Genomic DNA, 11,950 nt, shown 5'->3' on the forward strand with positions numbered 1-11,950 from the left:
CAAACATGCTAAGTCAACTATTTCAAAAGCCGTCGCCAATGATGGTAGGAATTGATATCGGATCGCACTCGATTAAAGCGGTGCTTCTGAGAGAAATTGAAAGTGGATTTCGATTAGAGGCCCTAGCAATTGAGCCCATGCCTAAAGGCGCCATGAGTGAACGAACAATTCAAGATATTGAAGCGATTGGTAATGTAATAACAAAATTAAAAAGAAAATTACCTAAGTCACTTAAAAATGCAGCAGTGGCGGTGTCAGGGCAAACTGTTATTACAAAAGTAATTTTTATGGATGTGTCGTTGAGCGATGCAGAACTTGAATCCCAAATTGAAATTGAAGCAGATAGTTTAATACCTTACCCTCTTGATGAAGTTAGCTTAGACTTCGAAAAGCTCTCCACTAACGAAGCTGACCCGAGTAAAATGAATGTATTACTTTCAGCAGCCCGAACAGAAAGTGTTGAAGCACGTGTTGGCGCATTAGAAGAGGCTAATCTCGATACTAAGATTGTTGATGTAGAAAGTTACGCCTTAAGCCGTGCGATGGACGTTTATTATCAACAGCTACCAAGCGATGCCTTCAATAAGTGTGTTGCTGTTGTAGATATTGGTGCCGTACTCATGCTTGTAAGTGTTGTGCAAGCTGGTGAAACTATTTATACACGTGACCAGGTCTTTGGTGGTGATCAATACACAAATAGTATTGTTAACTACTACAACAAAGGGTTTGATGAAGCTGAAATAGGTAAAACATCAGGCGACTTACCACCTAACTATACCTTTGAGGTATTAGCACCATTTCAAACAGCGTTGCTTCAGCAAGTTCGTAGAGCGGTGCAAATGTTTTTAACAACGAGTGGCAAAGAACAAATAGACTATATTGTGCTTACCGGTGGAACTTCTATGATCAAAGGGCTTGATCGCTTATTAATTGAAGAATTAGGTATACACAGTGTTGTTGCAGAACCGTTTGCAAATATGGAAATTTCGCCAAAAGTAGATCGTAATGTTATGCAGCGTCACCGAACACAGTTTGCAATTGCAACAGGTTTGGCATTAAGGAGCTTTTCATCATGCCACATATAAATCTATTGCCTTGGCGAGAACTGCAGCGCGAAGAATCTAAAAAGAAATTTGTAACCATACTAGTTGGAATTGTTTTAGCTTGTTTTTTAAGTATGTACTTATTAAGTATGTTTTACGGTGCATTAAAAGACGGGCAAAACTTAAAAAATAATTACTTAAGTTCTGAAATAAGTATGCTTGATCGAAAGATCAGTGATATTAGAGAATTAGACAAACGAAAAGAAAACCTACAACAGCGAATGCGATTAATCGAAGAGCTGCAAAGTAGCCGTAACCTTGGCACACAAATTATGGATGAAGTAACAAAAATAGTACCTCAAGGTATTTACTTAACAAAGCTGGAACGCAGAGGGAACCAGATTTATGTACTTGGCCGAAGTGAATCAAATAACCGTTTATCTACTATGATCCGCCAGGTACAAAGTTCATATTTGTTAGAGCGTTTGACCATGCAGGATATTGTTGCAGGTGATCAGTCTTCGCGTTTACTAAGTGACTTTAGTATGGAGTTTTACGTAAAACCATTTGATGAGATTGGTGAGGTACGTAATGAACCTTGATTTTAAAGCACTTGGCGAAATAGATTGGAATGAAATTGAGTTAGACAATATTGGTGATTGGCCTGCTGCTGTAAAGGTAATTTGCTGTGCATTTGTTGCTGGGCTCATATTATTTTTTAGCTATAGCCTGTTAGTTTCTGACGAGATTGATAGCTACCATAATGCGGTATCAAAAGAGGTCGACTTAAGAAGTACCTACAGAACAAAATACGCTGTAGCGAGTAAGCTAGATATTTATCGCCAACAAATGATAGAAATGGAAGATAAGTTTTCTCAATTACTTAAGCGGTTACCGACATCAAACGAAATACCCGGCTTACTTGACGATTTGTCTTATGTTGGCACAACGAGCGGTTTAACATTTTTAAAAATTGGTTGGTTACCTGAAGTAGAGAAAGAGTTTTATACAGAGCTACCTATCAAAATAGAAGTAGTAGGTACTTATCATGAATTTGGTGAATTTGTTGGCAAAGTTGCTCAGTTACCACGAATAGTTAGTTTGCATGACTTTTCTATTACGTCTTCTGGCGAAAAACAACTAACATTTAGTGTTGTAGCAAAAACTTACCGTTATGAAGAAGGAGTTAAAAAATGAGGCTCCTTCATTTAATGCCGCTATTGGCTGTTATTGCGTTAGTGGGGTGTAACGACGATACCTCGGAGCAAAAAGAGTTTATTGACCAGGTAAAAGCAAGCACAACGCCTAAAGTTGAGTCGATTCCTGAACTTACTCAATTTGAGATTTTTGAATATAGTGCTGGAAATTTACGAAGTCCATTTGTGGCACCTCAACCTGAAATAATTCAGAACAAACTGACGCAAATAAAAAACTGTTTACACCCTGACCCAGACAGGCGCAGAGAGCCATTAGAAAAATACCCGTTAGATAATTTAGCAATGAAAGGTACAATTGGTTCAAGTGGTCAAGTTTGGGCGCTTATAACTGCTGCAGATGAAACATTACATCGTGTAACGATTGGTAATTATTTGGGCAGTTACGATGGCAAGGTAAAAGCTGTGAGTAACGATTTTATAGAATTAGTTGAATTAATCCCTGATGGGTCTGGTTGTTGGAAAGAGCGCCTGACTAAACTGGAAATGTTAGAGGCGGCAACTGATGGCGCAAATTAATAATAAAAAAGGTAAAAATAACATGCATAAGGATGTTCTTTGGTTTAATCGCATTGCGAGAGCTTTATTTGCAACAGCCGCTTTGGTTTGTGCTAACAATGCTTTGGCAGGACCATTGCTTTACGATGTACGTTATAACCCATTACTTAAAGGTGAAACCGAACTACAGCTTGTTTTCGACGAAGAGATAACTTTAGAACCACAAATTCAAGTATTTAACAGCCCAGCGCGTATTGAAATGTTTTTTGATACCGCAGAGTTAGAATTAGGATTAAATGACGTTGAAGTTAATCAAGCAGGTATTAGTAGTGTCACCAATGTGTTATCTGAGCAAGGTTTAAAGGTAACAGTTAATCTAGACAGATTAAAAATGTATGAAACAGAAGTTAATAACAACTTAGTTTCAATACGTGTATCGGATAACCCATTAACCGGTTCAGTAACTGAAGATGAAGCCGTTCTGACAGGTGATGTGAGTGGAAACTACATTAACCGTATCCAATCTATTGATTTTAGACGTGGTGAGAAAGGTGAGGCAAAGGTACTTGTATTTTTACAAGACACTCAAGCTGCTATAGAGGTTCACGAAAGTGGCGGCAAAATTTACGCAGATTTTCACCATACAGATATTCTGGACGATCTACTTTATGAGTTAGATGTTTTAGACTTTGGTACCATTGTTAGTACTATCGAAACGTTTAAAGAAGAAGGGCGAAGCCGCGTTGTTATAGAACCTAATGCCGAGTTTACATTCACGTATCAGCAAATAGACAATATTCTTACCCTCACAGTTGAAAAAGATGAAACTCAAAATGCTTACTTAGATGGTGGTAAAGAGTATCAAGGTCGACCAATGACCTTAAACTTTCAAGATATTTCAGTCCGTGCAGCGTTACAAATTATCGCAGGCTATAACGACTTTAACTTAGTAACAAGCGATTCCGTTACCGGTAACATTACCTTGCGCTTAGATGGCGTGCCGTGGGACCAAGCACTTGATGTCGTATTACGTATAAAAGGGTTGGACAAGCGTATGGATGGCTCTATCTTAATGGTAGCGCCAGCAGAAGAACTTGCAGCCCGTGAAGCAAAAGATCTAAAAGCAAAGCAGCAAGTTGAAGATTTAGAGCCGCTTTACAGCGAATATATGCGATTAAATTACGCCAAAGCTGAAGACTTTGCTGACTTACTTAAAACCGATATTAATAGCATCATTACCCCACGCGGAAGTGTGTCGGTTGATCAGCGTACTAACACTTTACTCGTTAAAGATACTGTTAAGAGCATAGAAAATATTAGACGTATGATTGAAACCCTGGACATACCGGTTCAACAGGTTGTTATTGAATCTCGTATGGTAACAGTGCGTGATAACGTAACTGAGGACCTAGGTGTTCGTTGGGGATTTAGCGATCAGCAAGGTAGTGATGGCATATCTGGTTCTTTAGAAGGTGCTGAAACCATTTCAAATGGCGTAATCCCTGACTTAACAGATAGATTAAATGTAAATCTACCTATTACAAACCCAGCGGCAAGTATAGGCCTCCACATAGCAAAACTCGCCAACGGGACATTAATCGATTTAGAGTTAAGTGCGCTTGAAGAAGAGAATAAAGGCGAGATTATTGCAAGCCCGCGTATTATTGCTGCCAATCAGCAAAAAGCGCGCATTGAACAAGGTACTGAAATACCCTATACAGAATCAGCTTCTAGTGGTGCAACAACGGTAAGCTTTAAAAAAGCAGTACTTAGTTTAGAGGTGACGCCACATATAACGCCTGATAATAAAGTGATTTTAGACTTAATAATCACGCAAGATACACGGGGCGATGTTGTACAAACAGGTACGGGTGAGGCCGTGTCGATAGATACTCAAGAAATTCAAACACAAGTATTAGTTGAAAACGGGCAAACTATCGTACTGGGTGGGATTTTCCAACAGCAGATAATCAACACTACAAATAAAGTGCCGGTGTTAGGTGATATTCCTTATGTTGGTAGGTTGTTTAAAAGCACCAGTGAATTTAATGAAAAGCGTGAATTGCTTATTTTCGTGACACCAAAAATACAAATAGATTAAAATAAGGTACTTTTTTGTTAATCAACGGGTGATTATTTAGTTTAATTGCTCGTTATGTGGCTTTTTATTCTAATTGACTTGAAATACCCCTGCAATTACTGAGATAATCCCCTCCTTAATTTTGGGGCCAGGTCGTTAGGCGGGGTTTTATTTCAAATTTTAGAGTTCGTTTGTACTAAAAGATATGGCTGAGAAACGTAATATATTTCTAATTGGCCCCATGGGGGCTGGAAAAAGCACAATTGGTCGTCACATTGCCGATCAATTACACCTTGAATTTGTTGATTCTGATCAAGAAATCGAACGCCGCACGGGTGCAGATATTGCCTGGGTATTCGATCTTGAAGGTGAAGAAGGCTTTAGACTTCGTGAAGAATCTGTTATTGGCGACTTAACTGAAATGCAAGGTATTGTACTTGCTACAGGTGGTGGTTCAGTAATGAGTAAAGAAGTTCGAAACAAGCTTTCGGCTCGTGGTATTGTTGTATACCTAGAGACACCTATTGAAAAGCAAGTTGCACGCACACAACGCGACAAGCGTCGCCCGTTACTGCAAACAGAAGAAGCACCTCGTGATGTACTAGAGCGCTTAGCAGAAGAACGCGAACCGTTATATAAAGAAGTGGCTGATTTTGTTGTACGCACTGATGAGCAAAGCGCTAAAGTTGTTGCAAATCAAATCATTGAGAAATTAGATTTTTAAAACCAATACATAATAAAGGATTAGCTGAGCATGCTTAAATTAACTGTTAATTTGGACGAGCGAAGTTATCCTATTTATATTGGGCAATCTGCACTTCAAGATAATGGCCGTCTAATTCACCATATTGGTGATTGTCGGCCTATCATCATTACTAATGACACAATAGAACCTTTATATCTACAAGGCTTACTTGATTCATTAGCTGAATTAAATCCTCTTTCCTTTATCATACCTGATGGTGAGCAATACAAGTCACTAGAGTGGTTTGAAAAAATATCCGCTTTTTTACTGCAAAATAATTGTGGTCGCGATACTTGTTTAATTGCATTAGGTGGTGGCGTAGTTGGCGATTTAACTGGTTTTGTAGCTGCATGTTATCAACGTGGCGTGCCGTTTATTCAAATACCTACAACACTTTTATCGCAAGTGGATTCATCTGTTGGTGGAAAAACAGCGGTGAACCATCCGTTAGGAAAAAACATGATTGGGGCTTTTTATCAGCCACAAGCTGTTTTTATTGATACTCAGTCTCTTCATACACTCCCAAAAAGAGAGTTTGCGGCAGGAATGGCTGAAGTTATCAAGTATGGTTTAATATACGATACCGAGCTTTTTACTTATTTAGAGCAAAATGTTGAAAACTTACAGCAGCTAAATGAAACATGCCTGCAGCATATCATTTACAGGTGCTGTGAAATTAAAGCGTTAATAGTTGCTGAGGATGAAAAAGAGCAAGGTCTCAGAGCATTGCTAAACTTGGGGCATACCTTCGGTCACGCAATTGAAGCCCAAATGGGTTATGGTAAGTGGCTTCATGGTGAAGCTGTTGCTACGGGTATGGTGTTAGCTTCTCAGTTAGCTCACACTCGAGGTGACTTAACGCTGCAGGATGTAGCGCGTATTGTGGATGTTATTAAACAATATAACTTACCAACTGAAGTACCTGTAGATATGACGAGTGAACAATTTTTATTGCATATGCGCAAAGATAAAAAAAATAAAAAAGGAACTATCCGTTTTATTTTACCCACTCAATTTGGTCAATGTGCACTGGTAGACGATGTATCTGACGATCAAGTCCGAGCATTAATCGAGCACTAAATGCAGTCACAAATTTTACCAAGCCGTGCGGCTTTGGTGGATAGAATCGCACTGCAATTTGAATATGGTCAAAACCTCATTGTTTTACTGGGCACATCAGGCCTAGGCAAAAGCTATCTACTTGAAACCTTTATTACCGATAAATACAACGACTTTAATAAAGCATTTGTACAGTCGAGTGCAAAATTGACGGACGCTCAGTTAATGAGCGATCTATTAGAGCAAAGCTTTAACAACCCGTTGGTTGATCATAATTTAAGTTTGTCTGAAAATTTTTATAAGTTACTTAATCAACAACAACCGGGCTCCTGTTTATGGGTTATTGACGGTGGTAGGCACTTATCAGAAGAGTTTTTAATTGAGCTGGAGCTGCTAGCTAAAAATAGCCCAATCACTCTTTATATTATGATTGCCTCAGCTGCAAAGTTGCCGGTTGAACATGCAGTTGAAATTCATCTTGAACGGCTTCCTCTTCATGAAAGTAAGCAGTTAATGGGGTGGTACTTTGAAAAGCTTCCTCACGATGAAGATCCTGTTTTCCAAGCTTTTTTAGCTGAAGCTAATGGTAATCCTAGTTTATTGCTTGCATGGCAACAGGATGAGTACATCGCAGATGTCAAAGTTAAAGATAAAGTATCATGGCGTGTACATTTACTGGTACTTATGTTGCTCATTATGTTCTTAATTATAGGCTTGTTATATAAATCAGATATGAGTGATTGGTGGCAAAAGCATTATGAGCAAGGCACCATTGAGGTTGATAGCACTGCTATTTCAGTGAGCCAGGCTATTGCACCTATACCTGACACAGTAACAAAAGAAAAAGTAGCCGACATACAGCCTACCGCTGAAGGTGAAAGAAAAAACGATATATCCGCGATCATGCAAAGCTTAAATGCAGGCAACGAGATCAATGAGCCTATTAGCTCTGATACACTCATAAAAGATGAACCTGTTAAAGAGCTTGTGCAATCAAAAGTTAACAATGAGGTTGATGCATCATCAGTGCAACTGCCCATAAACGAAGTTAGCTCATGGTATTCTAAGCAAAATGATTCAAATACGGTGATTCAGTTACTTGCAGTAACACAAAAGCAGGTTGTAGATGATTTTATAGAGCAGTATGCACTCCAATTAACAACGTACACTTATCAAACTCAAAGAAACGATAAAACATGGTGGGTGGTGACAACCGGTAGTTTTACAAGCATGAATGATGCACAGCAAGGTATGAAAAACCTACCTGCAAGTATCTTAAAAAATAAGCCGTTTTATAAAAAAATTAGTAAAATAAAACAAGAAATTGCACTAGTTGATCAGTAATATAAATCGCTTTAGTGTAAAATCGCGCAACACCAGATTGAAGTAAAGAACCAATGCAGCAAAAGAGTAGAGCCTTCCTTAAATGGGCTGGCGGAAAATACAGTCTCGTTGATGATATTAACGCGCGATTAAACCAAGCAAGTTCGCATGCTGATACCTTGGTTGAACCTTTTGTTGGTGCCGGTTCCGTTTTTCTAAATAGCGATTTTAAGCATTATATTCTTAACGATATTAATGCTGATTTAATCAACTTATATAAAGAATTAAGAAATTCACCCGATGAGTTTATTAGTGATGCAAAAAAGCTATTCGTTGATTTAAATAACCACCCCGATGCGTACTACGAATACCGATTTCAGTTTAATCAAAGCCGTGATGTATATGAGCGGTCAATGCTATTTTTATACATGAATCGTTTTGGTTACAACGGCTTATGCCGTTATAACTTAAAAGGTATTTTTAATGTACCATTTGGTAAATATAAAAAGCCTTATTTTCCTGAAAAGGAAATGTACTTTTTTGCTGAAAAAGCACAGCAAGCGACGTTTACATGCTTAGGCTACGATGATGTATTTAAACTGGTTCCTAATAACGCGGTTATTTATTGCGATCCACCCTATGTCCCTTTGAGTAAAACGGCTTCGTTTACTTCTTATGCTAAGGGCGGGTTTAATTTAGATGATCAGGCTAATTTAGCTAATTTGGCAGAAAAAGCGGCGTTTGAAAATAACACCCCAGTGCTTATTTCAAATCACGATACAGTATGGACACGGAAAATATACAGCCAAGCATCACTTGATCAAATTCAAGTAAAAAGGACGATAAGCCCTAAGGGCGGAACTCGTAATAAAGTAGGCGAGTTAATGGCTATGTACTTACCACTAAAACAACCACAGCATAAATTGAAAGCGCAAAAGCGATAAATAGTATTATCGCAATAGCAATGATTGAGGAAATAGAGTGTTCTTGAAAATCTGCGCGGCGCTTTTGTTCTGATTGAACACCAAAAAATGCGGCTAGCACACTTTGCAACGCGCTAATAAAGTGCCGCATTTTCTAGAATAAAGGCTTTAAAGAAGGTGTTTTCTTGCTGTCGTCTGAGCTTGTTAATAACTCAAGTAAATCCAAGTAGTGAAACTGAGCGCTGCGACTATCACCAGTGATCCAAGAAAACCAAGAAGAGTCTTCTTCAAGTACATGTAAACAGGGTTTACTTGTGTTTATTTCGTGTGTTGATTGCGGAGCACAATTATTAACCGAGCTTAACTCTTGCCCTGAACTTGGCGTAAAATTTACTACCCCAATAACTAATAATGCAGATGCAATTAATATCCCAATTTTAAAAGCGCGCATGATTTGAACCTAATATTTTGTTACTTTTTTAAGCATAACAAAAACTGCTCAAATAACAAACTTGTTTCTAATAAAGACTATTAATTAAATGTCAAAAATAGCCACTTAAGCACTTCAAACGCAACAGTATTACGCTTTAGTTGCTTGGGTAACGTCATCAATTGAGTTACATTAACGTAATATTTTACTCATTGGTGAATCTGCTATGTTTAGCCCAGAACAAAAATACTTAATTGCCCCATCAATTCTTTCAGCTGATTTTGCAAAGCTTGGTGAAGATGTTGATAGCGTTTTAGCCGCAGGTGCAGATGTAGTGCATTTTGATGTAATGGATAATCACTATGTACCTAACTTAACGATTGGACCTATGGTGTGTAAAGCACTAAGGGACTACGGTATCACCGCGCCAATTGATGTGCATTTAATGGTTAAGCCTGTCGATAGCATCATTCCACAGTTTGCAGAGGCGGGGGCTTCAATAATTACTTTTCACCCAGAGGCGAGTGAGCATATTGATCGCACGATTCAATTAATCAAAGATCATGGCTGTAAAGCTGGCTTAGTATTTAACCCAGCGACCAGTTTAAGCTATTTAGATCATGTAATTGATAAGCTAGATACTATCTTACTCATGTCTGTTAACCCCGGATTTGGTGGGCAAAGCTTTATTCCTCATACACTTAAAAAGTTAGCGCAGGCAAAGCAACGAATTGTTGAGTCAGGTCGAGATATTCGACTAGAAGTGGACGGTGGTATTAAGGTGGATAATATCGCTGCAGCAGCTCAGGCCGGTGCAGATATGTTTGTAGCAGGCTCTGCTATTTTTAATCAGCCAGACTACAAAGTAGTTATTGATCAAATGCGTAAGCAACTTGAGAGTGTAAAATAATGCAGTACGATGCGGCATTTTTTGATTTGGATGGCACACTAGTCGATAGTGTATATGACCTATATATCTCAATTAACTTAACATTAAGCGACTTGGCATTTCCTATTGTAAGCCAAAGTTTGGTCGAAAGCTGGGTAGGAAATGGTATAGATATGTTGGTAAAGCGGGCACTGAGTGGTGATATGCAGGTTAGTGAGCATTTAGATGAATCACTAACTAATAAAGCCATTGCACAGTTTCATAAGCATTATGAACAACAGGTAGGCCAATACAGCGTGTTATACCAACATGTTGAAACAGGGCTTGCAGCTTTACGTGGTATGCAAAAAGCATTGATAACTAATAAGTCTCGAATTTTTACTGAAAAACTTCTTGATAAGTTAGCACTTACCAATCATTTTGAGCTTATTATTTGTGGCGATGATATGGCAAAAAAACCGTCACCTGAGCCATTATTGTTTGCGTGTAAAAAGCTAAATATTGAGGCCTCTAAAGCAATAATGATTGGCGATTCTAAAAGCGATATACTTGCTGCAAAAGCGGCGGGTATTGATGTAATTGCAGTAGGCTATGGCTATAATCAAGGTGAAAACCTTGCTGATTATAATCCACAGTACCTATGCGATAACTTCTTAGATATAATACCTGTCCTAACACAGCGTTAAATATTAATAATTAAGTAAATAAAGGAAAATCATGAGTAAACCAGTAGTTTTAAGCGGCATTCAGCCAACCGGTGGTATGACAATAGGCAACTATGTTGGCGCTATTAACCAGTGGCTAAAGTTACAGGAAGATCACGAAAGTTTCTTTATGTTGGTTGACTTGCATGCTATCACCGTTCGCCAAGAGCCTGAATTATTACGCTCTCGTGTACTAGATGGCGTTGCATTGTATGCTGCATGCGGTATCGACCCTGAAAAGTCAGCGTTATTTGTTCAGTCTCAAGTGCCAGAGCACGCACAGTTAGCGTGGGTACTTAATTGTTACGCGCAAATGGGTGAACTTAACCGCATGACCCAGTTTAAAGATAAGTCGTCAAAGCATGCTAACAATGTAAACGTGGGCTTATTTTCGTACCCAGTTTTACAAGCGGCCGATATTTTACTTTATCAAGCCGATCAGGTACCAGTAGGCGAAGATCAAAAACAGCACTTAGAACTAACGCGTGACATAGCGACACGCTTTAATAACTTATACGGTGACGTTTTTAAACTGCCAGAGCCTTACATTCCAGAGTTTGGTGCGCGTGTAATGAGTCTACAAGACCCACTCAAGAAAATGTCAAAGTCTGACGAAAATCCAAACGGCTACATTATGTTATTAGATGAGCCTAAAAAGATTGAGAAAAAGCTTAAAAAAGCAGTGACCGATTCAGACGAGCAAGCGCGTATTTACTTTGACCGAACTGAAAAGCCAGGTGTATCTAACTTACTTACTTTATTAAGCGTAGCGACTAAGCGCTCAATAGAAGACTTAGTACCAGAGTTTGAAGGTAAAATGTACGGTCATCTTAAAAAAGATACAGCCGATGCAGTAGTAAGCATGATTGAACCAATTCAAGCTCGCTTTAAAGAAATTAGAGAAGATCAAAATTTACTTGATAACATAATGAAATCTGGAGCTGAAAAAGCCAGTGTACGTGCCGAGAAAACGCTTAAATCGGTATACGATGCATTAGGGTTTATTCCACGCGGGTAGGTTTATTGAAAAAAAATGCCGCTT

The 11,950-nt window shown here is 38.6% G+C and carries 14 protein-coding genes; 12 read left to right on the plus strand and 2 right to left on the minus strand.

What is annotated here, in order from left to right; translation table 11 throughout:
- Positions 1–5 precede the first annotated feature (5 nt).
- The 9 genes from ATS72_RS13195 to ATS72_RS13235 all read left to right on the plus strand — a co-directional run bounded on the left by ATS72_RS13195 (position 6) and on the right by ATS72_RS13235 (position 8,906).
- Positions 6–1,085 (plus strand): pilus assembly protein PilM, encoded by a 1,080-nt coding sequence (locus ATS72_RS13195; RefSeq protein ID WP_006793098.1) that lies wholly within the window; start codon positions 6–8, stop codon positions 1,083–1,085.
- Entirely contained in the window at positions 1,073–1,645 is a 573-nt protein-coding gene (locus ATS72_RS13200) for a PilN domain-containing protein (RefSeq protein ID WP_058428248.1), read from the plus strand. The genes ATS72_RS13195 and ATS72_RS13200 overlap by 13 nt, the downstream gene beginning before the upstream one ends.
- Positions 1,635–2,240, plus strand: coding sequence for a type 4a pilus biogenesis protein PilO (locus ATS72_RS13205; protein WP_006793100.1), 606 nt, complete (start codon positions 1,635–1,637; stop codon positions 2,238–2,240). The genes ATS72_RS13200 and ATS72_RS13205 overlap by 11 nt, the downstream gene beginning before the upstream one ends.
- Positions 2,237–2,776: a pilus assembly protein PilP gene (locus ATS72_RS13210; protein WP_058428249.1), complete on the plus strand. Its 540-nt coding sequence runs from the start codon at positions 2,237–2,239 to the stop codon at positions 2,774–2,776. Before ATS72_RS13205 ends, ATS72_RS13210 begins: the two co-directional genes overlap by 4 nt.
- Positions 2,763–4,856, plus strand: coding sequence for a type IV pilus secretin PilQ (locus tag ATS72_RS13215; protein ID WP_006793102.1), 2,094 nt, complete (start codon positions 2,763–2,765; stop codon positions 4,854–4,856). Before ATS72_RS13210 ends, ATS72_RS13215 begins: the two co-directional genes overlap by 14 nt.
- Positions 4,857–5,040: 184 nt before the next feature.
- Entirely contained in the window at positions 5,041–5,559 is a 519-nt protein-coding gene (aroK, locus tag ATS72_RS13220; protein ID WP_006793103.1) for a shikimate kinase AroK, read from the plus strand.
- A gap of 30 nt (positions 5,560–5,589) precedes the next feature.
- Positions 5,590–6,660 (plus strand): 3-dehydroquinate synthase, encoded by a 1,071-nt coding sequence (aroB, locus tag ATS72_RS13225; RefSeq protein WP_058428250.1) that lies wholly within the window; start codon positions 5,590–5,592, stop codon positions 6,658–6,660.
- Positions 6,661–7,983: an SPOR domain-containing protein gene (locus ATS72_RS13230; RefSeq protein ID WP_058428251.1), complete on the plus strand. Its 1,323-nt coding sequence runs from the start codon at positions 6,661–6,663 to the stop codon at positions 7,981–7,983.
- Positions 7,984–8,036: 53 nt separating this feature from the next.
- Positions 8,037–8,906 (plus strand): Dam family site-specific DNA-(adenine-N6)-methyltransferase, encoded by an 870-nt coding sequence (locus tag ATS72_RS13235; RefSeq protein WP_058428252.1) that lies wholly within the window; start codon positions 8,037–8,039, stop codon positions 8,904–8,906.
- On the opposite strand, the gene ATS72_RS13240 is transcribed toward ATS72_RS13235, so the two are convergent.
- Positions 8,851–9,036: a DUF2970 domain-containing protein gene (locus ATS72_RS13240; protein ID WP_074210163.1), complete on the minus strand. Its 186-nt coding sequence runs from the start codon at positions 9,034–9,036 to the stop codon at positions 8,851–8,853. The two genes, ATS72_RS13235 and ATS72_RS13240, sit on opposite strands and share 56 nt — an antisense overlap.
- A gap of 3 nt (positions 9,037–9,039) precedes the next feature.
- Positions 9,040–9,336 (minus strand): hypothetical protein, encoded by a 297-nt coding sequence (locus tag ATS72_RS13245; protein WP_006793107.1) that lies wholly within the window; start codon positions 9,334–9,336, stop codon positions 9,040–9,042.
- A 205-nt stretch (positions 9,337–9,541) separates the two neighbouring features.
- Here ATS72_RS13245 and rpe point away from each other — a divergent pair, with 205 nt between their 5' ends.
- From rpe to trpS, 3 genes are read left to right on the plus strand one after another with little or no spacing between them, the layout of a single operon-like run.
- Positions 9,542–10,225, plus strand: a complete 684-nt coding sequence (gene rpe / locus ATS72_RS13250; protein WP_010557964.1) for a ribulose-phosphate 3-epimerase — start codon at positions 9,542–9,544, stop codon at positions 10,223–10,225.
- Complete coding sequence (locus tag ATS72_RS13255; protein WP_058428253.1) at positions 10,225–10,890, plus strand: phosphoglycolate phosphatase; 666 nt, start codon at positions 10,225–10,227, stop codon at positions 10,888–10,890. Before rpe ends, ATS72_RS13255 begins: the two co-directional genes overlap by 1 nt.
- Positions 10,891–10,921: 31 nt before the next feature.
- Entirely contained in the window at positions 10,922–11,926 is a 1,005-nt protein-coding gene (gene trpS / locus ATS72_RS13260; protein WP_006793110.1) for a tryptophan--tRNA ligase, read from the plus strand.
- Positions 11,927–11,950 lie beyond the last annotated feature (24 nt).

The sequence above is a fragment of the Pseudoalteromonas sp. 13-15 genome (assembly GCF_001468205.2).
Lineage (GTDB): Bacteria > Pseudomonadota > Gammaproteobacteria > Enterobacterales > Alteromonadaceae > Pseudoalteromonas > Pseudoalteromonas marina.